The organism is Candidatus Pelagibacter sp. Uisw_136 (assembly GCF_047720275.1).
Classification (GTDB): domain Bacteria; phylum Pseudomonadota; class Alphaproteobacteria; order Pelagibacterales; family Pelagibacteraceae; genus Pelagibacter.
Genome location: NZ_CP159812.1, coordinates 106864 through 129067, shown reverse-complemented (window position 1 = coordinate 129067; position 22204 = coordinate 106864). Strand labels below are relative to the sequence as shown.

Sequence of the window (22204 nt, the reverse complement as noted above, 5' to 3'; positions counted from 1 at the left end):
ACTCATTTAATACAATTATTAAAAATATTGATAAAAAATTAAATGCTGAGAAAATAATTAAATGATTTAAGCTATTTTTTTTATTATTTAAAAATTGATATTTAATAAAAAATAAATTTATAAATAATAAAAATAAAATTTCTTTAGAAAAGAATATTTTTAAATTTGGGAAGAGAAAAAAAATATATAAAAAAATTACAGTTAAATATAATATAGGACTAAAAGCAACAACAAGATAAGACAAAAATTTATTATAATCTTTTAAATTTGTATTTAATTTACTAATTTCTTTTAATACATTTTCAAAATAAAAATTATAAGAAAGTGCAATTAAAATTAAAAAAAATATTTCTGTTTTTAAAAAAAGATCAAAATTAGATATTTCTTGGAAATATAAATGAAAATAAATAAATTTTATTAAAAAAAATAAAAAATTTAAAATGTGAAAAGAGAGTTTATTTGGCATTGAATTTTTTTAATGTAATTTTAATACCTCTATCAAAGCTAATCTTATCCTTCCACCCAAGGGATTTCAATTTTGTTGTATTAAATAACCTTCTATTCTCATTCCTTATATCATTAATCAATATTTTTTTTTTAATATTGGCATTTACTTTTTGAACTATTTCTTTAAGAGTAATTTTTTTTGAATTTGTGACATTAATAATCTTCCAATTTTTTTTTTTAATTAAAAATTTTATACAATTGGCGGCATCATCTATATAAGTAAAGTTTCTAGAGGTTTTTTTATTAATATTTATTACAACCTTTTTTTTTGTTAATATTTTAGTTATTAAATCATAAATAAAACCTTCACTCATATTTGGCCCATATATATTTGCTACACGTATTATTTTAAAATTTATGGCTGTTTTTTTTGATAAGTTTAGTCCTAGCACTTCACAAACCATCTTATAAAAATTGTATGAATAAATATTTGCCTCCAAGTACTTATTTTTAACAAAAGACTCATAAACTGAATTTGAACTTATAAAAAAATAATTTTTAATACCATTTTTAATTGATGCTAAATAGGTATTTAAGAATAAGCTGACATTATTTTCAAAATTTTGGTAAGGTTTTTTATTTCCAAGAACTGCTGCCAGATTAATAACAATATCATAATTATTAATTTTAAACTCACAATCTTTAAAATTTTTTGCATCTAACTTAAAAAAATTTATACCCTTTTCTTTAAAATTATGTCTTTGACAAACAGTTACTGAAAATTCTTTTTTAGATAATATTGCTAATTTTGCTCCAAGGTACCCACCACCACCAATCAATAATAATTTTTTTTTTCTTAAATTTTTTCTAGCTAGTGTTTTTTTTTTCAAGATTTTAAGTAATAGCTAATTGTTTTATTTAAAGCTTTTTCTAATGGTGTCTTTTTAATTTTTTTATTAAAAGTTTTTTCAAAGAATTTCATACTAGTGTAACAATTAACTGATTTATCTTTGATTTTCAAAAATAAATTGCATTTTATTTTACTAGACAGAATTTTTCCAACTTGTTTCATTGATGTTCTGGAGCCACTACCAAGGTTAATAATCTTACTAAAAGCTTTTTCTTTATTTAACAAGACTGTTTGAAAATTACTTGATAAATCATTTATATATTGTAAATCTCTAAAACTATTCTGATCCCAAATTTCTATTGTTTTATTTTTAAAGCCCTGATTTATTAATGTTGGTATTAAAAATTCATTATTTTGACCTTCTCCAAATACATAAAATATTCTTAAAATACAAAAATTAAAGCCTTTTTCTTTTGCATACTTAATAATTGTTTTTTCTGTTAAAATTTTAGATTTTCCATAAATATCTTTAGTGCTAGTTTTTGTTTTTTCTGTAATAATTTTTTTTGAAAATTCATCATAAACTTGACAACTAGAGAAGAAAAAAAAATTTTGATCTTTATTTAAGTTTTTTAAAATATTTTCACTACCAATAACATTAACTTGATGTGACTTTAATTTATTTTTTTTATATGTACTTCTAGAATTTTCTGCTGCTAGATGAATTATATTTTTATATTTTGGTAAAATTTTTTTGAGTTTTTTTTCATCTAATATATCACACCTAATAATTTTTTTTTTTAAAGAATTATTTAATAAATTTTTATCTAGTCCATTAACCTTTATTTTTTTTAAAATTAAATCTTTTAAAATTTTAGCTCCTAAAAAACCGCTAGCCCCAGTTATTAGATAGTTATCTGACTTCATATTGATTAAAAAAATCTTCAAAATATCCTGCAATTGCTTCTCTTGCAATTTTGTGAATACCATGATGATTTCCAATGAAAAAGCCATTATCATTAACCAACGTAGCATTTGTAAGTTTTTGTTTTCTATAATTTAATTCTTTTGCAACAGGCTGTTGATCAATATTTCCTGATAATATAGGTCTCGTTTGAACTCCTTTGCTATTTAAAAATTTTATTAATTGATTTTTTGAGAATGGAGCCTCTTCTTTGACAATTATTGGGTAGCCATACCATGCGTATTTGGTATTTTTCATCTCTTTTATTATTATTAAATATTCTTCAAATTTTGCTAATCTTTTAGCCCAATAATTTGCATTCTTTCTTCTTGCATCAATCAAAGAATCTAATTTTTTAATTTGATGCATTCCGAATGCTCCCTGAACCTCTGTAGGTTTAAAATTAAAACCTTTTGTAATAAATAAAAATCTAGGATCAATATTTTTATATTTTTTTTCTATTTTTTTTTTATCTTTTAAGTCCCTTATCCACCCAAATGCTCTTTTTGATTTAGCTAATTCAGCAAAATACTTATTATTAGTTGAAACCATTCCCCCTTCAATAGTAGTCATTATATGAGTGTAAAAAAAACTGAATGTTGAAATATCCCCAAAGGAACCTAGCTTTTTCCCTTTATACTCTGCTCCACTTGAGTCAGCAGCATCCTCAATTAAAAATAAATTATGCTTTTTTGCAATAGCTTTAATTTTATCAATTTTACAAGGAATGCCTAAAAGATGAACTGGCATAATAGCCCTAGTTTTATTTGTTATGCTTTTTTCAATTTTCTTTTCGTCTATATTTAATGTTTCTAAGTCAATATCAACAAATACTGGTTTACAACCTATATCTTCAATTGGGTACACGCTTGTTGCAAATGTTAATGGGGTAGTTATTATCTCATCTCCAGGTTTTAAATGGTTTTTAACCATTGGACTAGATAATATTGCCAATGCTAGAGAATTTGCTGTTGAGCCAGATGTTACTGCAATCGATGATTTTGTTTTTAGATATTTAGAAAAACTTTTTTCGAACAAACCTACTTTTGTACCCATCGTTAGATAGGTGCTTAAATGGGACTGCATGCTCTCTATAATTTCTTCACTAGAAAAAGTTGATTTACTAAGGGGAATTATAGTTTTTCCATATTCAAATTTTTTTAATTTTTCTATATTTTTTCTTTTAGTAAATAAGTTTTTTATTTTGATTGATATATCTTTTTGAATACTAATGTCCTGAGAAATATCTCTTGAGCTATCACAAATACATCTCTTGTTTGATATTTGTATATTTTTAAGTTTTTTATTACACTCTAAGCAATATAAATTAATCATTAAATTTTTAGACTTTAAATTTTTAAAACATTTGTTACGTTGTTTATTATAGTCTTTAAAATATAACAACTATTATTACTATAAATTATGATTAAAAAAATTTTTCTAGTTTCGTTTTCTCTCTTAGTCGGAGTAATTTTAGTCGAAATTTTATATAAGAATTTAGACTTTGATAAAGCTAGCGATAAATATAAAGATGTGCTTTCGATATACTCACTGTGGACAGATAAAAATAAAAGTGGTGGAAGAGCAAATATTAAAAATAAAATTTGGACATATGATAAAAATAATCAATTTCATCATAGGGTATTTATCAAGACTAATAAAGAATGGTTAGAGGAATTTCAATACAAATTCAATAGTAACAACTTTGGTCTAAATCAAGAAACTGACATAATACTAAATAAGAAATCAATTGCAATTTTTGGAGCCTCAGTTCCTGAAGGATGGGGTGCGAGTCCATGGTTAAATGATTTACAAAAAGAATTTACAACTGATTTTCAATTAGTTAATGGAAGTTTACATGGAACTGGGGTTTATTCTTGGAGAGTACTTCATGATCATTTGAAAGAACAAAATATTAAAATAGAAAAGATATTAATGTTTTTACATGGAGATTTTTGGGTAAATGTTTCAAAGACGATACCTCAAAACCAAATAGACTGCCTGAGAGACTATAAATTATGTGATAATCCATCTTTTTTACAATATGGATTTCCAAATAATGCTGATGATGAGGAAATTATACAATTCTTGATTAATTTTGAAAAAATAAGAAACTCAACTATCTCCAATAAGGCTAAATACATAACATCCTTAAAAGAATTTTTATTTTACCTAAGAGAAATGATGCCAGCAACTTATCAATTATATAGAGTTTCAAGAATAAAATATAATCAGTATTTAAATCAAAATGAAATAAAAAAGTTTATTACAGAGTATAAAGATAACTTAATTATTTTTCATATACCTCAGCAAAATGAATATATCCAAGGAAAGTTAACAAACGATAGTATCTCCTTAATTAAATTTGTAAAAAGTAACGGCGGTATTATTTTTAATTCACTTGAAAGATGTGAAAAAAGTGTAGCTGATGACTTTTTTTATTATGAAGGACATCCAAATTTAAAAGGATATAAAAAACTTAAAGAGTGTACAAAAAAAGCTCTTAAAGAATTAATATCAAAATAAAATTAAAAAAAAACCCCAGCTGTCTAGGCTGGGGTTATAAAATAAAATATCAATTATCTTTAAAATCACTTAAAATTTTTTTCAGTGCATAAATCAAGCCAATTGAGCTATTAGTACTGGTCAGCTACACGCATTACTGCGCTTCCACATCCAGCCTATCAACGTGGTGGTCTACCACGGCTCTATAGGAAGAACTAGTTTTGAGGTGAGTTTCCCGCTTAGATGCTTTCAGCAGTTATCTCTTCCATACTTAGCTACCCTGCACTGCGGCTGGCGCCACAACAGGTCCACCAGTGGTATGTTCAACCCGGTCCTCTCGTACTAGGGTCAACTCCTCTCAATTCTTCTACACGCATAGCAGATAGGGACCGAACTGTCTCACGACGTTCTGAACCCAGCTCACGTACCACTTTAATTGGCGAACAGCCAAACCCTTGGGACCTGCTCCAGCCCCAGGATGTGATGAGCCGACATCGAGGTGCCAAACACTGCCGTCGATATGAGCTCTTGGGCAGTATCAGCCTGTTATCCCCGGCGTACCTTTTATCCGTTGAGCGATGCCCCTTCCACTCAGAAGCACCGGATCACTATGACCGACTTTCGTCTCTGCTCGACTTGTCAGTCTCACAGTCAGGCAGGCTTATGCCATTGCACTCTACGAACGATTTCTGACCGTTCTGAGCCTACCTTCGCACGCCTCCGTTACTATTTGGGAGGCGACCGCCCCAGTCAAACTACCCACCATACAATGTCTCGCTGCCGGATGACGGCTAGCGGTTAGATGTCAAGAAAAACAAAAGAGGTATTTCACTGGTGACTCCACAAAAGCTGACGCCTTTGCTTCAAAGTCTCCCTCCTATGCTAAATATGTTTTTCCTAACACCAATGTAAAGTTGCAGTAAAGGTGCACGGGGTCTTTCCGTCTAACTACGCGAACTCCGCATCTTCACGGAGAATTCAATTTCACTGAGTTGATGTTGGAGACAGCGGAGAAATCGTTACGCCATTCATGCAGGTCGGAACTTACCCGACAAGGAATTTCGCTACCTTAGGACCGTTATAGTTACGGCCGCCGTTTACTGGGGCTTCAGAAGTTAGCTTGCACCAACCGCATTAACCTTCCAGCACCGGGCAGGCGTCAGACCCTATACATCCACTTACGTGTTAGCAGAGCCCTGTGTTTTTGATAAACAGTCGCTTCTCCCTGGCTTGTGCCACCCTTCTATAGTTGCCTAAAAAAGGGTCTTCCTTATCCCGAAGTTACGGAAGCATTTTGCCGAGTTCCTTCAACATCATTCTCTCAAGCGCCTAAATATACTCTATTAATCTACCTGTGTCGGTTTCGGGTACGGTCTTCATGATGGAGCTATTTCTTGGGACCCCTTCGCGGCAAGTTCAATCCATTAAGAACTCACAACTTACGGAATCCGTCACTACCATCAGGTCAAGGAATATTAACCTTGTTTCCATCGACTACGGCTTTCGCCCTCGCCTTAGGTGCCGACTAACTCTACGCGGATTAACCTTGCATAGAAACCCTTAGATTTTCGGCGACGAAGTTTTTCACTTCGTTTATCGTTACTTATGTCAGCATTCGCACTTCTGATACCTCCAGGATCCCTCACGGGTATCCCTTCGCAGGCTTACAGAACGTTCCGCTACCCCTTACAAAGTTCGAAAACTTTGCAAAGCCACAGATTCGGTACATGATTTTAGCCCCGTTACATCTTCGGCGCAGAAACTCTATTAGACCGGTGAGCTGTTACGCTATCTTTAAAGGATGGCTGCTTCTAAGCCAACCTCCCGGCTGTTAAGGAATTTCCACATCCTTTCACACTTAATCATGATTTTGGGACCTTATCTGGTGGTCTGGGCTCTTTCCCTCTCGACCATGGACCTTAGCACCCACAGTCTGTCTGCCGAAGAACAATGTCTAGCATTCGGAGTTTTATTAGGTTTGGTAAGAATCTCTTCCCCCTAGCCCATTTAGTGCTCTACCTCTAAACATCTATTTATTCGACGCACTACCTAAATAGTTTTCGCGGAAAACCAGCTATCTACGAATTTGGTTTGCCTTTCACCCCTTACCACAAGTCATCCAAAGACTTTTCAACGTCAACTGGTTCGGTCCTCCGGTTGGTGTTACCCAACTTTCAACCTGCTCATGGTAAGCTCATTCGTTTTCGGGTCTAATTCATTAAACTAATCGCCCTATTAAGACTTGCTTTCGCTGCGCCTACACCTAGATGGCTTAAGCTTGCTTAATAAATTAAGTCACTGACCCATTATACAAAAGGTACGCCCTCACCCTAAAAAGGGCTCGGACTGATTGTAGGCATGCAGTTTCAGGTTCTATTTCACTCCCCTAATAGGGGTTCTTTTCACCTTTCCCTCACGGTACTAGTTCACTATCGGTCACTGAAGAGTATTTAGGCTTAGAGGGTGGTCCCCCTATATTCGAGCAGGATTTCTCGTGTCCCGCTTTACTCAAGAATTTTATTAGACATTACTCATACGGGACTATCACCCTCTATGGTTAGCATTTCCAAACTATTCAAATTTTTCTAACAAAACTACTGGCCTACTCCGCGTTCGCTCGCCACTACTAACGGAATCTCAATTGATTTCTTTTCCTCTGGTTACTTAGATGTTTCAGTTCTCCAGGTTGTCTCTTTAAACCTATGTATTCAGTTTAAAGTACCACATAAAGTGGTGGGTTTCCCCATTCGGAAATTTTCGGATCAAAGCTTACATACAGCTCCCCGAAACTTATCGCAGTATATCACGTCCTTCATCGGCTTTCAGTGCCAAGGCATCCACTACACGCCCTTAAACGCTTGATTTATGCACAGAAAAAAATTCTTTTATAAAGAAAATTTATCTATGTTGTGATCAAATTTTTATTTTGAACATTAAATAATAACTTTTAATGTTCGGATATAGATATTGATATAAATTATTTTTATTTACAGTTTTAATAACTAAATGTTTCCTGGTGGAGGATACAGGGATCGAACCTGCTACCTCCTGAATGCAAATCAGGCGCTCTCCCAGATGAGCTAATCCCCCATTTAGGTTTTTGGTGGGCCGAGAAAGACTCGAACTTTCGACCCCACCCTTATCAAGGGTGTGCTCTAACCAACTGAGCTACCGGCCCTACAAGAAGGAAACATTACTTTAAGAAGAGAAATGAGGACGGTCAACATTACCGATGTATATTATTTAGAGTGAAATTTTACTTTCACTCATCCTTAGAAAGGAGGTAATCCAGCCGCAGGTTCCCCTACGGCTACCTTGTTACGACTTCACCCCAGTCGCTGACTATACCGTGGTCAAGGGTTTAAAACCTTGCCTTAAGGTAGAACCAACTCCCATGGTGTGACGGGCGGTGTGTACAAGACCCGGGAACGCATTCACCGTGGCACGCTGATCCACGATTACTAGTAATTCCAGCTTCATGCACTCGAGTTGCAGAGTGCAATCCGAACTGAGGCATCTTTTCGGGATTTGCTTAACGTTGCCGTTTTGCTTCCTGTTGTAGATGCCATTGTAGCACGTGTGTAGCCCAACACGTAAGGGCCATGAGGACTTGACGTCATCCCCACCTTCCTCCAGCTTATCACTGGCAGTTCTTTCAGAGTGCCCAACTTAATGATGGCAACTAAAAGTGAGGGTTGCGCTCGTTGCGGGACTTAACCCAACATCTCACGACACGAGCTGACGACAGCCATGCAGCACCTGTGTTTCGTCCGGCCGAACCGAAAACTCTAATCTCTTAGAGTCGCGACGAACATGTCAAGTGTTGGTAAGGTTCTGCGCGTATCTTCGAATTAAACCACATGCTCCACTACTTGTGCGGGTCCCCGTCAATTCATTTGAGTTTTAACCTTGCGGTCGTACTCCCCAGGCGGTGTGTTTATCGGTTTCCCTGCGACACTGAAAATAAATTTCCAACGTCTAACACACATCGTTTACGGCATGGACTACGAGGGTATCTAATCCTCTTCGCTACCCATGCTTTCGTTCCTCAGTGTCAGTAATGATCCAGAAAGCTGCCTTCGCAATTGGTATTCTTTCTAATATCTACGAATTTCACCTCTACACTAGAAATTCTGCTTTCCTCTATCATACTCTAGCTGAAAAGTTTTGATGGCAGTTCCAGAGTTAAGCTCTGGGATTTCACCACCAACTTTTTCAACCACCTACGAACTCTTTAAGCCCAGTAATTCCGAACTACGCTAGGTCCCTTCGTATTACCGCGGCTGCTGGCACGAAGTTAGCCGGACCTTCTTATTCGGGTACAGTCATTTTCTTCCCCGACGAAAGAGCTTTACAACCCAAAGGCCTTCTTCACTCACGCGGCATCGCTGCATCAGAGTTTCCTCCATTGTGCAAGATTCCCCACTGCTGCCTCCCGTAGGAGTTTGGGCCGTGTCTCAGTCCCAATGTGGCTGATCATCCTCTCAAATCAGCTATTGATCATAGTCTTGGTAGGCCATTACCCTACCAACAAACTAATCAAGTGCGGGCTCATCCAATGGTGCATAAAGCTTTCTCCGTAAAGACTTATCCGGTATTAGCACAAGTTTCCTCGTGTTATTCCAGGCCAAAGGGTAGATACCCACATGTTACTCACCCGTCTGCCACTAAGTATTGCTACTTCGTTCGACTTGCATGTGTTAGGCGTGCCGCCAGCGTACGTTCTGAGCCATGATCAAACTCTCAAGTTAAAAAACGGCGCACACTAGCTTCATATATAAATTGTAAGAATACAATCCATACGATTTTGAAGTGTGTACGACAAATTTTGGTAACCTTAACCGTCCACACTTCTCTTCTTAAATTTTTACTTTTTAAATAGCTAATTGGGTCTAAAACGCCCAATAATCCTCACTAATCTATTGTTTAAACAATAATTTTATTGAGAAAGTGTGGTGCTTATAAGCTAAAATAAAAGTAAATCAAGCATTTAGCATTTAAATAAATAACCAAATACACCAATAAATACAAGGTTTTTTTTGATTTTTGGTCATTACTAAATTAATAATTCAAAATTCATGATGATATTTAGTTTAAATAAAATAATTAAAATAATTAAAAAAAACATTGAGATAATTTTTCTTTTTTTATTATTGTTAACGGCGATTATGAGTACCACTATTTATAATGAAAAAAAAATATTATTAAATAAAAATTATAAAAATTTAATAAGTAATATTTATTTCCAAAAAAGTATTAGCCAAATTTTTGATAATCTAGTTCCAAGATATAAAAATATTGATCATAAAATTTCTAGTGGTGAAACATTTGATAAAATTTTAAATGATTATTCAATACCAAATGAAGAAATTAATCAGATAAAAAAAAAAATAAATTTGGATTATAATATAGATAATCTTAAACCAAATCTTGAAATAAAAATTACCATTGATCAGTCAAATAATAAAAAAATTACCTCTTTTTTATTTCCAGTTTCTAGAACAGAAAAAATTCAATTAACAAAAAATCTAGATAATAACCTTTTTGAAAAAAAAATAATTATTACAAATTTAAATAAAAAGATTATTTTTAAAGAAGGAAAAATTACACAAAGTTTATATAAAACAGCTATTGACTTGAATGTTCAGCCAAACGTAATTATTGAGTTTGCAAGAATTTATGGATTCCAAATTGATTTTCAAAGAGATATTAGAAAAAATGATAATTTTCAAATCATGTATGAAGTGTTTGAAGATGATGATGGCCAAATATTTGAAACAGGTAATATAATCTTTGCGGACCTAAAGCTAAGTGGAAAAAACAATGCACTATATTATTTTGAAAAAAAAAGAAGTGAAGGACACTACGATGAAAATGGTAAGAGTGTTGAAAAAGCATTGATGAAAACACCTATTAATGGTGCAAGACTTTCTTCTGCTTTTGGAATGAGAAAACATCCTATAGATGGTTTTAATAAAATGCATAGAGGGACTGACTTTGCAGCTCCAATGGGCACTCCTATCATGGCATCTGGAAGTGGACTTATAACAAGAGCAAGATGGTGTGGTGGTGGTGGAAATTGTGTTAAAATAAAACATAATTCAACATACGAAACTATTTATGCTCATATGAAAAATTTTGCTAGAGGAATAAAAGAGGGAATAAGAGTAAAACAAGGTCAGATAATTGGTTATGTCGGGTCGACTGGAAAATCTACAGGTCCACATCTACATTATGAGGTAGTTGTAAATGGAAAAAAAGTTAACTCTCAAAAGTTAAAGTTGCCTTCCGGTAAAACTCTTAAAGGAAAAGAAAGAGAAATATTTGAGGTAGAAAAAATTAAATTAGATGTTTTAAAATCAGAATTAATTATTGGATAAAATTAACTAGCAGCGACTTTCTTTTCAACCACTTTTTTATCTACACTTTTTACAACTTTTTTAACTTCAGGTTCAGTCACCTCTTTTTTGACTGTTTCAACTTCAGTTTTGATAATTTCTTCAACTTTTTTTTCTGAATCTACTGGCTTAATAGTTGCAGTTGCAGATGAATTCACTCTAGCAATTCTAAGGCTTTCTTGCTCATTTTGAACTCTTGTAAAGTGATCTGCGTGTTGAAAATAGTTTTCAGATAAAATTTTATCCTCATTGGCTAATGCCTCTCTTGCTAAATCATTATATTTTTCAATAAGTTTAACAACATTATGATTATTTCTTCCTGGAACTTTCCTTTGAAAATTATCATTATTAGAAAATTTTGACCCTTCATTATTGCTTCTAAATGCAGGTCTTCTATTATTATTACTTCTAAATGGAGGTCTTCTATTGTTATTACTGTTATTGCTTCTAAATGTTACCATAATATTTTTTCAATTTAAATTTTAGTGCTGATTATACAGCGATCATTATTGCCATAATCTTTTATGGCTTTGTTAACGTAAAAACCTTCTTCTTTTAATATTTTTATAACTTTATTTTTTTGATTAAAACCTATCTCTAAAATAAATTTACCATTTTTCTTAATCAGAATACTTGCCTTATTGATTACTTTTCTGATTTTTGAAAAACCATTAAACCCACCACTTAAAGCTAACTTTGGCTCAAAATTAACTACATCTTTTTCCAAATATTTTAAACTTAACTGTTCAATATATGGAGGGTTTGAAACAATTATATCATATTTGCCATTATTAAAATTGTCAACACTTGAGTGAAAAAACTTTACTCGTTTAGTTAAGTTTAGTTGTTTTGCGTTAAATTTGCTTACATTTATACTTTTTTTAGAAATATCTATTCCTGTTCCATAAAAATTAGGTCTTTCTTTAAGTATAGATAAAAGAATACATCCAGATCCAGTTCCAATATCAAGAGCTTGCAATTGCATATCTTTTGAATAGATTTTTAAAACTTGCTCTATTATTAATTCAGTATCAGGCCTTGGAATTAGCACATCTTTATTAACAAAAAATTCATCTTTCCAAAACTCTTTTTTGTTAATTAAGTAAGCAATTGGTTCACCTTTTTTTCTTCTTTCAATTAAATTTTTAAATTTTCCTAATTGTTCTGAGTTCAAAACTTCTTTAGGATTTAAAATAATATGCTTTTTATCTCTTTTAATTGAGTTGGATAATAATATCTCACTATCAAGTTGAGGATTGGCTATCTTATTTTTTTGTAGGATATTTATTCCTTCACTCAGAATATTTTCTATATTCATTTTAATTAAGATTGCTCAATTTTTCTTCTTGTGCTTGCAACGTTAAGCTTTCTACCATTTCATCAAAGGCTTCACCTTCTAAAAAAGCTTCAAGCTTGTGTAGGGTTAGATTAATACGATGATCTGTTACTCTTCCTTGTGGAAAATTATATGTTCTAATTCTTTCAGAGCGGTCTCCAGTTCCTATTTTGCTTTTTCTATCCTCTGATCTTTCGCCTTCTATTCTTGATCTTTCTAATTCATAAAGTCTTGATCTTAAAATTAACATCCCTTTTGCTTTATTTTTGTGTTGTGATTTTTGATCTTGTTGAGATACAGATAATCCAGTTGGAATATGAGTAATTCTCACAGCACTATCAGTTGTATTAACGGATTGTCCACCTGGGCCACCAGCTCTAAACACATCAATTCTTAAGTCTGAATCATTTATTTTTATGTCAACCTCTTCTGCTTCTGGTAGTACTGCCACTGTTGCAGCAGAAGTGTGAACTCTCCCTTGAGTTTCTGTATCTGGAACTCTTTGAACTCGATGAACTCCACTTTCATACTTTAATGTTGAATAAATATTTTTTCCTCTAATTGATGCGATAACTTCTTTCAGTCCACCTGCCTCACTCTGAGACATGCTTATTAATTCTAATTCCCATTTTTTTTGATGACTAACTTTTTCATACATCTTAAAAAGGTCTGCAGCAAATAAACTCGCCTCTAACCCTCCCGTACCTGCTCTAATTTCTATAATTGCATTTTTTTTATCTGCTTCATCTTTTGGTAATAAAAATAGTTTTAATTTTTTTTCTATGGATTCGTTTTCTAATTTTAGATCTTTTAATTCTACTTCAGCCATTTCTTTAAACTCATTATCACTACTAGAGTCGATTAATATTTTCTCTAGATCTTTTTTTTCACCTTCATAAGAAAAATATTTTCTAGCATCATCAATTACATCGTTTAAATCTGAGTATTCTTTTGATTTTTCAGCAAAAAGTTTTTTATCCACTTCACCTGATGATAATTCTTTCTCCAAAATAGAGTGCTTAGATATTAAATCTTCAATAGTTTTTAGGGGTATCATTGTATTTATAATTTTTTATCAAGTTCAGCGGCTTTTTTTTCAACTTCACTTATAACCCTTGATATTATGTCCTCTGATAAAACTTTTTCACTTTGAATACCAGATAAATAAAGCATATTGTTACCCTTACCACCTCCGGTTATTCCTATATCTGTCATTGCTGCTTCTCCTGGTCCGTTAACTACACACCCAATAATTGATAATGTTAAAGGAGTTTTGATGTGGGAAAGTTTATCTTCTAATATTTTAACTGTATTAATTACTTGGAATGCTTGTCTTGCACATGACGGACAGGATATAATCTTTACACCTCTATTTCTTAAGTTAAGTGACTTTAATATTTCATTACCAATTTTAATTTCTTTAACAGGATCGTCAGATAAAGAAATTCTTATAGTATCGCCTATTCCATCCATTAAAAGTGACCCAAGACCTATTGATGACTTAACACTGCCCGATACAAAACCTCCAGCTTCTGTAATCCCTAGATGTAGCGGATAATCTGTAACTTTTGATAGTTGACGATACGCAGCAATAGATAAAAAAATATCTGAAGATTTTACACTTATCTTAAAATTAAAAAAATCTTGATCTTCTAAAATCTTAATATTCCTCTGTGCACTTTCAACTAAAGCTTCTGGACATGGTTCCTTATATTTTTCTAAAATATCTTTTTCAAGAGAGCCAGCGTTAACACCTATTCTAATAGAGCAATCATTATTTTTAGCAGCACTAAGTACATCATGTATTTTTAATTTATCTCCAATGTTGCCTGGATTAATTCTTAAACATTTTGCTCCATTTTCAGCCGCTTCTATTGCTCTTTTATAATGAAAATGAATATCAGCAATTATTGGGACCGATACATGTTTTGTAATTTCCCTAAGAGCTAATGAAGACTCTTTATCTGGACACGAAACCCTGACCAGATCAGCACCCTCTTCATGAATATCATTAATTTGTTTTATTGTGGCCTGAATATCAGTTGTTAAGGTGTTGGTCATAGATTGAACAGAAATAGGATTGTCTCCACCTATTTTTACATCACCAACTTTTATAACTTTTGTTTTTTTTCTATGAATGTCTCTAAATGGTCTTAAGCTCATAAATTAATCTAACTTAAATTCTTTGTGAAGCACTGCTACTGCTTTTTTTATCTGTTTATTTGAAATTAAAACTGAAATTTTAATTTCAGAAGTTGAAATAACCATTATGTTAATCTTTTTTGAAGCCAATGCTTGGAACATTCTATAGGTAATTCCTGGTGTTGTAATCATACCAACGCCAATAATAGATACTTTCGAAACATTATTATCATATGTAAATTTTCTAAATGAAATTTTTTTATTTTGTTTAATTATTTTTTCTGTTTTTTTTACATCTTCAGATTTAATTGTAAAAGTTAAGTCTGTTTCTTTTCCATTTAAAGAAATATTTTGAACTACCATATCAACATTAATTTGATTAAGTGATAATGGTTTAAAAATAGCAGCTGCTACTCCTGGTCTGTCCTTAACACCCACAATAGTAACTTTTGAATCATTTTTTGTAGAAGTAATTCCAGTTATTATTTGATTACTGAAGGTTTTTTTTGCACCAGTTATTAATGTACCCTTCTTTTTTTGAAATGAAGATTTAACTGAAAAATTAATATTATTTAGTTTTGCATCTTGCACTGACGTAGGTTGCATAACTTTTGCACCTAATGATGCCATCTCTAACATTTCGTCATAGGAAATTTTATGAATTTTTTTAGCTTTTGAATGATTTCTTGGATCTGTAGTGTAAACGCCATCTACATCAGTGAAGATATCACACGCATCAGTATTAAAAAATTTTGCCAGCATTATTGCTGATGCATCAGTTCCACCTCTACCCAGTGTTGTAATCCTGTTTTCAAAATTAATGCCTTGAAAACCAGTTATGATAGGTATTCCACCTGATTTCATGAAACTAAGTATTTTTCCTTTATTGATTTTACTAATTCTGGAGAAACTATAAGGTCCTTCTGTAATAATTGGTAGCTGCCAAGACATCCATGATCTAGCTTTAAAACCAAGATGTTTTAATCTACCAGCAATTAATGCACAAGTTGCTTGCTCTCCTGTTGCTAATAAAACATCATATTCTGCTGCATCAAAGCTATTACTCAATTCTTTTGTTTTTTTTATTAATTCATTAGTTGTGCCACTCATCGCAGAAGAAACCACAATAACGCCAATTTTCTTCTTTTTATAAGAAGAAATAATTTTTGCTACGTTCTTTATTCTATCTATGCTTCCAACAGAAGTTCCACCGAACTTTAATACAACAGTTTTCATTGATAATTATGTAATTTATATTTGATAAAATACATCTTAATTGTTATGTCCACAAGTCATCTATTATGAATTCAATAAATAAAAAAGAAATTGAGAAATTTTCCAAAATCGCTGAAGAATGGTGGGATCCTAATGGTAAATTCAAACCATTGCACAATTTTAATCCAATAAGAATTAGATATATAAAAGAAAATATTATCAAAGATTTTAAGATTAGATCATCTGATAAGCCCTTAAAAAATATTAAATTACTTGATATTGGTTGTGGTGGAGGATTATTATCTGAGCCAATGTGTAGACTTGGAGCAAATGTTGTTGGGATTGATGCATCAAAGAAAAATATTGAAGTTGCAAAATTTCATGCAAAAAAAAATAAACTTAAGATTGATTATAAAGTTGCATCTCCTGAGATGTTAAAAAATAAAACAAGATTTGATGTAATTTTAAATATGGAAATAGTTGAACATGTTAATGATATAGATTTTTTCATTAAGGAAAGTTCAAAATTATTGAAAAAAAATGGAATAATGTTTATTGCAACACTTAACAAAACATTAAAATCTTATGTTTTCGCTATAGTGGGTGCTGAATATATTTTAAAATGGCTTCCAATTGGAACACATGATTGGGAAAAATTTGTTAAACCTAGTGAGCTAATAAGTATAACTAAAAAAAACAATCTATCTTTTAAGAAATTAGATGGAATGAATTTTAATATATTAGATAATAGCTGGAAAGTAACAAATGATACTTCAGTAAATTATATTACAAAATTTACAAAAAATTAATTTGTAGTATTTTTTATCCAAGGCAGTATTTCTGTTTTTATACCCTCTTCCTTTAGCTCCTTAAGATCTTCTTTCGTTGCAGTACCATAAATACCTTTTGCTTTTTTTTTACCTTCATAATGCAGAGATCTTGCCTCGTAAACAAAATTTTCTCCAACATATTCAAAATTTTTTTTTATAAATTCTTGATATTTATAAATTGTTTTTTTTATTTCTCTATATTTTTCACCAGATGAATCAATGTCTTTCAAATTATTTTTTGACGTGCTCACACTAGGGGACATCAATCCTTTCTCAACATTTAAGGAATTACAAAAATGACAATTTAAGAATTTTTTCTTTTTAAGTTTTTCATATTCTTTAGACGATGAAAACCAGCTATCAAAAGTAGTTTCACAATCTTTACATATGAGTTTGTATTTGATCATAAGTTATAGTTAATAATTGATAGAGTTAATTCAATATCAAATTAGCTTCTATAATCAGCATTAATCTCAATATATTTTTTTGTTAAATCCATTGTGTAGGCAGTAAAATTTTTTGAGCCCATATTTAAATTTACTGAAATATCTATTGATTTGTCTTTCATATAATTAGCTACTTCATTTTCTTTGTAATTTTTAAAAATTTGTCCTTTTTCTATAATTTTAATACCACCAAAGCTTATTGATAATTTTTTTAAATCTATTTTTACTCCAGATTTTCCTATGGCCATTATTATTCTACCCCAATTTGGATCTTCTCCTGCGATGGCTGTTTTAACAAGATTTGAATTCGCTATAGAAAAAGCTATTACTCTTGCTTCTTTCTCACTTTTTGATTTAGCTATGTTGATTGTAATAAATTTAGTAGCTCCTTCACCATCCTTAACTACTCTTTTTGACAAATTTAATAATACTGAATGTAGAGCTTTATCAAAACTAAATATCTTTTTATCATTAATATTATTAATGATTGGGTTTTTTACTTTTCCTGTTGAAAAAATAGAAACCATATCATTAGTACTAGTGTCACCATCGCAAGTAATTGCATTAAAGGTTGTATCAATATTTTTCTTTAATAGTTTGTTTAAAATATTATTTGAAAGATCAGCATCTGTAAAAATATAACCTAAGGTGGTTGCCATGTTTGGAAAAATCATTCCTGACCCTTTAGCAATTCCATAGATCTTAACTTTTTTATTTCCTATATTACATTCTTCCATGGTAATTTTTGGCTGTAGGTCAGTTGTCATTATGCCTAATGCAGCTTTCATCCAGATAAATTTATTTTGTGTATATTTAATTTTTTTGATTAGTTCTGGAATATTCTTTTTAATTTTTTCAGTCGGATATTTTTCCCCAATTGTTCCTGTGCATCCAAAAAGTACTTGATTTAATGATATTTTTTTTGGAGAATCCTCATCTTCAATTTGTTTTTTTGTTAACTGTAATGCTACCTCTTCTGCTATTTTTTTTAATCCTTTATACCCATCTGTTCCTGTAAATGCATTAGCATTTCTAGTGTTAACAATTAGAGAGCTTATTTTTTTACTTTTTATATTTAAATTCCATTTAATATTCTCTGAAACTATTTTTGATTGTGTATAAACAGAGGCATAATTTGCTCCATCTCTAAAATAAAACATAACCAAGTCATCCCTAGGTTTGCTGTATAAATTTGCACAAACTGTAGATACTGATACTCCATCTAGATGTTCTAAATCTTGAAAGTCACTATTTTTTGACTTTAAATTTAGTGAGTTTATAAAGTTATTAACGTTTATTGGCATGTGTTTAAAATATTTATTTAATACTTATATTAAAAGTTATAATTAATTATATACCAGAAAATCAGATGCTTAATCCCTTAAATTTTATCAAAAAGTTCATTAAATCTAGTAATCAAAAAGAGCTCGATAGAATTAAAAAAATAATTATAAAAGTTAACTCCTTAGAGGCTACTATTAAAAACCTTAGTGACGAAGACTTCCCTAAAAAAACTATAGAATTGAAAGATAGACTTAATAAAGGTGAAAATATAGATGATCTATTGCCTGAAGCTTTTGCACTTGTGAGAGAGGCTTCCAAGAGAACAAGAAATGAAAGACATCATGATGTTCAAATACTTGGAGGTGTTGTGCTTCATGAGGGTAAAATTGCTGAAATGAGAACTGGTGAAGGTAAAACTTTAACAATAAGTCTTGCAGCTTACTTGAATGCCTTGTCTGAAAAAGGTGTGCATATAGTAACTGTAAATGACTATCTTGCAAAAAGAGACTCTCAAGAAATGGGAGAGATATATAAATTTTTAGGATTAACTTTTGGCTTTATAAATAACGACCAAGATGATCTTGAAAGAAAAAAAAATTATAATTTTGATATTACATATGCAACTAATAGTGAATTAGGGTTTGATTATCTTAGAGATAATATGAAATTTTCAAAAGAGCAAATGGTTCAAAGAGGTCATGTTTATACTATTGTTGATGAAATAGATTCTTGTTTAATTGATGAGGCTAGAACTCCACTTGTAATATCAGGAGCAGCTGAAGACAAGACAGAACAATACCTTGCGATTGACAAACTTATAAAAAGATTATTACCAGAACATTATGAGATCGATGAAAAAGATAAAAATATATTACTTACAAATGAAGGAATAGATAGGGTAGAAAAAATATTTTCTGATGCAGGAATCCTAAAAAATAATAATTTTTATGATCCTGAAAACTTAAGTTTAGTTCACCATGTAAATCAATCTTTAAGGGCTCATCATTTATTTGAAAAAGGAAGGGATTATATTGTTAAAGATGGAACATTAAAAATTATTGACGAACTTACAGGTAGAATATTAGAAGGAAGAAGGTTTGGAGATGGCTTACACCAAGCACTTGAAGCTAAAGAAAGAATAGATGTTCAAGCTGAAAATCAAACTCTAGCATCGATAACTTATCAAAATTATTTCAAACTCTATAATAAAATTTCAGGATGTACTGGAACTGCAGCAACTGAGTCTCAGGAATTTTATGAAATATATAACTTAATTGTAGTTATCATTCCTACAAATAAAGAAATGATTAGAAAAGATTGGAATGATCAAATTTTTAGAACTGAAGAAGAAAAAAATAAAGCCATCATTGAAAAAATTCTTGAGTGTCACAAACAAAATCAGCCAATATTAATTTTTACTTCTAGCATCAATAAATCAGAAATTTATTCAAAATTACTAAATAATGAAAAAATTAAGCATGTGGTTTTAAATGCAAAAAATCATGAAAATGAAGCTGAAATCATTGCAAATGCTGGAAAAATGAATTCAGTTATAATCACAACAAGTATCTCGGGTAGAGGTGTTGATATTCAATTGGGTGGGAAAAAAGGGAGTCAACCTGATGATGAACTTTTAGAAAATAAAAATAAAATAAAATCACTTGGTGGACTATTTGTTATTGGTACAGAAAGAATGGAATCCAGAAGAGTTGATAACCAAGCGAGAGGGAGAGCTGGTAGACAGGGAGATGAAGGAAGTTCAATTTTTTATGTTAGTTTAGAAGATGACTTAATGAGAATTTTTGGTTCCGAATCTATGAATAATATTCTTCAAAAATTAGGCTTAAAAGACGGAGAAAGTATTGATCACCCTTGGATTAATAAAGCACTTGAGAGAGCACAACAGAAAGTTGAGGCCAGAAACTTTGATATAAGGAAAAATTTATTAAAATTTGATGACGTTTTAAATGACCAAAGACATGTAATATTTTCTCAAAGAAATGGTGTAATGAATAGTGAAAAAGTTTTTGATTATTCAGATGAATTTTTATCTGAAATTATTAGTCATTTGATCACTCTAAAAACACAAAAACTATCAACAACTAAAAATAATGAATTTAACAATCAGCTAAAAACTTTACTAGGAAAAAGTGTTGACGATAATGAATTTAAAAATGTTACTGAATTAAAAGATGAAGAATTCAAAAATAAAATTAATTCTAAATTTTTAGAAGCAAGAAGCGAAAGAATTAAAATGTTGGATGAAGAAAAAGCAAAAGAAATTGAAAAAAGAATTTTTCTTCAGTGCATAGATTTAAACTGGAAGTCACACATTCAATATCTTGAACAACTGAGACAAGTTATTGGCCTAAGATCTTATGGTCAAAGAGATCCATTAGTTGAATATAAAAAAGAAGCTTTTTTTCTTTTTGAAAACTTATTGAATAAATTAAAAATGGATTTTGTTACGATTTTAATCAATTTAAAAATAGTTCAAGAACCTGCTCAAGAAAAAGAGCCTCCTGAAGTAATTAAAATTGATCCAAAATATAATGGGAAAAAAATAAGTAGAAATGAACCCTGTCCATGTGGGTCTGGTAAAAAATATAAAAAATGCTGCGGGGCCCTATAAAGAAAATACTAAATAGCCCAATAAAACTATTATTCCAATTGCAGCCACTAAATTTAACTTAGATCGAAAGAAATTTTTAACAAATATATTAACCTTTTTTTCTTTCATACTAAGTGTACTTAAATCGTCTAATTGACTTACAAATCCTTTAGATCTTCCAATAGTCAAAAATTTATTTTTTCTATGATTAAAAATTTCTTCTCCACTCATGTTAAAAAATTCACTCAAATTTTTTTCAATCGATTTTCTTACATTATCTAATATTAGGTCTCTATCTCTATGGGCACCACCGATTGGCTCTGGAATAATTTCATCAATTACTTTTAGTTCTAAGAGGTCTTTTGAAGACAATTTCATGGCTTTTGCTGCCTCTAACGTTCTTTTAGGGTCTCTCCATAAAATAGTGGCACAGCCCTCTGGAGATATTACTGAGTAAATTGCATTTTCTAACATGATTACTTTGTTAGACGAAGCAAGCGCTATTGCACCTCCTGATCCACCTTCTCCAATAACAATTGCAAGAGTTGGGACGTTTAACGACATGCAGCACTCAATTGATTTTGCAATTGCCTCTGCTTGACCTCTCTCTTCTGCACCTACACCAGGATATGCTCCGGGTGTGTCTATAAAAGAAATTATTGGAATATTAAATTTGTTTGCTAATTTCATTAATCTAATTGTTTTTCTGTAACCCTCAGGCCTCATCATTCCAAAATTTCTTTCAATTCTACTTTCAAGGCTATCTCCTTTTTCTTGGCCAATAACTAAAACTGATTTTTCATTAAATTTTGCAAATCCTGCTAATACCGATTTATCTTCTCCATAAAATCTGTCTCCTGACAATGGAATAAAATCCTCAAATAAATTATCAATAAAAAATTTTGCTTTAGGTCTATCTTCGTGTCTTGCGACTAGGGTAGTTTGCCAAGAGTCTAAATTAGAGTAAATCTCTTGTAGCTTATTATCTATTTCTTTTTGAGACTCAGAAATTTTTTTTGTGTCTACTTCCGAAAGGCCATCTTGATTATAAGGGTCTTTAAGTTTATCTATTTCTATCTCTAAATTTTTAATATCTGTTTCAAAATTTAAATAATTTTTCATATTATTTTTTAATTATTAATTAATTATCAAAAAAGGCAATAAAATGTTTTAAAT

General features: G+C 31.1%; 15 protein-coding genes, 2 tRNA genes and 2 rRNA genes. 4 read left to right on the top strand and 15 right to left on the bottom strand.

Annotated features, from left to right (window positions below):
* Positions 1–455 precede the first annotated feature (455 nt).
* Genes ABXT53_RS00640 through ABXT53_RS00630 form a run of 3 tightly spaced genes read right to left on the bottom strand, consistent with a single transcriptional unit; the run spans position 456 to position 3596 of the window.
* Entirely contained in the window at positions 456–1337 is an 882-nt protein-coding gene (locus ABXT53_RS00640) for an NAD-dependent epimerase/dehydratase family protein (protein WP_415290750.1), read from the bottom strand.
* Positions 1334–2224 (bottom strand): NAD-dependent epimerase/dehydratase family protein, encoded by an 891-nt coding sequence (locus ABXT53_RS00635; protein ID WP_415290749.1) that lies wholly within the window; start codon positions 2222–2224, stop codon positions 1334–1336. Before ABXT53_RS00635 ends, ABXT53_RS00640 begins: the two co-directional genes overlap by 4 nt.
* On the bottom strand, positions 2211–3596 hold the full coding sequence (locus ABXT53_RS00630) for a DegT/DnrJ/EryC1/StrS family aminotransferase (RefSeq protein ID WP_415290748.1): 1386 nt from the start codon (positions 3594–3596) through the stop codon (positions 2211–2213). Before ABXT53_RS00630 ends, ABXT53_RS00635 begins: the two co-directional genes overlap by 14 nt.
* An 87-nt stretch (positions 3597–3683) precedes the next feature.
* Here ABXT53_RS00630 and ABXT53_RS00625 point away from each other — a divergent pair, with 87 nt between their 5' ends.
* Entirely contained in the window at positions 3684–4787 is a 1104-nt protein-coding gene (locus ABXT53_RS00625; RefSeq protein ID WP_415290747.1) for a hypothetical protein, read from the top strand.
* 89 nt (positions 4788–4876) lie between these two features.
* On the opposite strand, the gene ABXT53_RS00620 is transcribed toward ABXT53_RS00625, so the two are convergent.
* From ABXT53_RS00620 to ABXT53_RS00605, 4 genes are all read right to left on the bottom strand, one after another.
* Positions 4877–7630: ribosomal RNA gene (locus ABXT53_RS00620) — 23S ribosomal RNA — on the bottom strand.
* A gap of 150 nt (positions 7631–7780) precedes the next feature.
* Positions 7781–7856, bottom strand: a tRNA-Ala gene (locus tag ABXT53_RS00615).
* A gap of 11 nt (positions 7857–7867) precedes the next feature.
* A tRNA-Ile gene (locus tag ABXT53_RS00610) sits at positions 7868–7944 on the bottom strand.
* A gap of 98 nt (positions 7945–8042) precedes the next feature.
* Positions 8043–9517 (bottom strand): 16S ribosomal RNA (locus ABXT53_RS00605).
* The 16S and 23S rRNA genes sit together here with 2 tRNA genes alongside, the layout of an rRNA operon.
* Before the next feature lie 417 nt (positions 9518–9934).
* On the opposite strand from ABXT53_RS00605, the gene ABXT53_RS00600 reads away from it, so the two are divergent.
* A complete protein-coding gene (locus ABXT53_RS00600) occupies positions 9935–11146 on the top strand; it encodes a M23 family metallopeptidase (RefSeq protein WP_415290746.1) in 1212 nt (403 codons plus the stop codon).
* 2 nt (positions 11147–11148) lie between these two features.
* Here the strand turns inward: ABXT53_RS00600 and ABXT53_RS00595 are convergent, their stop codons facing one another.
* From ABXT53_RS00595 to ABXT53_RS00575, 5 genes are read right to left on the bottom strand one after another with little or no spacing between them, the layout of a single operon-like run.
* Entirely contained in the window at positions 11149–11625 is a 477-nt protein-coding gene (locus tag ABXT53_RS00595; RefSeq protein WP_415290745.1) for a DUF4167 domain-containing protein, read from the bottom strand.
* A 14-nt stretch (positions 11626–11639) separates the two neighbouring features.
* Complete coding sequence (prmC, locus tag ABXT53_RS00590) at positions 11640–12482, bottom strand: peptide chain release factor N(5)-glutamine methyltransferase (RefSeq protein ID WP_415290744.1); 843 nt, start codon at positions 12480–12482, stop codon at positions 11640–11642.
* A gap of 1 nt (position 12483) precedes the next feature.
* Complete coding sequence (prfA, locus tag ABXT53_RS00585) at positions 12484–13557, bottom strand: peptide chain release factor 1 (protein ID WP_415290743.1); 1074 nt, start codon at positions 13555–13557, stop codon at positions 12484–12486.
* A gap of 5 nt (positions 13558–13562) precedes the next feature.
* Positions 13563–14663: a flavodoxin-dependent (E)-4-hydroxy-3-methylbut-2-enyl-diphosphate synthase gene (gene ispG / locus ABXT53_RS00580; protein WP_415290742.1), complete on the bottom strand. Its 1101-nt coding sequence runs from the start codon at positions 14661–14663 to the stop codon at positions 13563–13565.
* A gap of 3 nt (positions 14664–14666) precedes the next feature.
* Positions 14667–15878 (bottom strand): aspartate kinase, encoded by a 1212-nt coding sequence (locus ABXT53_RS00575; protein ID WP_415290741.1) that lies wholly within the window; start codon positions 15876–15878, stop codon positions 14667–14669.
* Positions 15879–15943: 65 nt separating this feature from the next.
* On the opposite strand from ABXT53_RS00575, the gene ubiG reads away from it, so the two are divergent.
* Positions 15944–16666 (top strand): bifunctional 2-polyprenyl-6-hydroxyphenol methylase/3-demethylubiquinol 3-O-methyltransferase UbiG, encoded by a 723-nt coding sequence (ubiG, locus tag ABXT53_RS00570; RefSeq protein WP_415290740.1) that lies wholly within the window; start codon positions 15944–15946, stop codon positions 16664–16666.
* Here the strand turns inward: ubiG and ABXT53_RS00565 are convergent.
* Together ABXT53_RS00565 and argJ are read right to left on the bottom strand one after the other, a co-directional pair.
* On the bottom strand, positions 16663–17094 hold the full coding sequence (locus ABXT53_RS00565) for a DUF1178 family protein (protein WP_415290739.1): 432 nt from the start codon (positions 17092–17094) through the stop codon (positions 16663–16665). The two genes, ubiG and ABXT53_RS00565, sit on opposite strands and share 4 nt — an antisense overlap.
* Positions 17095–17135: 41 nt before the next feature.
* Positions 17136–18437 carry a bifunctional glutamate N-acetyltransferase/amino-acid acetyltransferase ArgJ gene (gene argJ, locus ABXT53_RS00560; protein WP_415290738.1) on the bottom strand — a complete coding sequence of 434 codons (1302 nt, stop codon included), beginning with the start codon at positions 18435–18437 and terminating at the stop codon, positions 17136–17138.
* A 65-nt stretch (positions 18438–18502) separates the two neighbouring features.
* Here argJ and secA point away from each other — a divergent pair, with 65 nt between their 5' ends.
* Positions 18503–21049 (top strand): preprotein translocase subunit SecA, encoded by a 2547-nt coding sequence (gene secA, locus ABXT53_RS00555; RefSeq protein WP_415290737.1) that lies wholly within the window; start codon positions 18503–18505, stop codon positions 21047–21049.
* Here the strand turns inward: secA and ABXT53_RS00550 are convergent.
* A complete protein-coding gene (locus ABXT53_RS00550) occupies positions 21044–22150 on the bottom strand; it encodes an acetyl-CoA carboxylase carboxyltransferase subunit alpha (RefSeq protein ID WP_415290736.1) in 1107 nt (368 codons plus the stop codon). The genes secA and ABXT53_RS00550 overlap by 6 nt on opposite strands.
* Between the last annotated feature and the right edge of the window lie 54 nt (positions 22151–22204).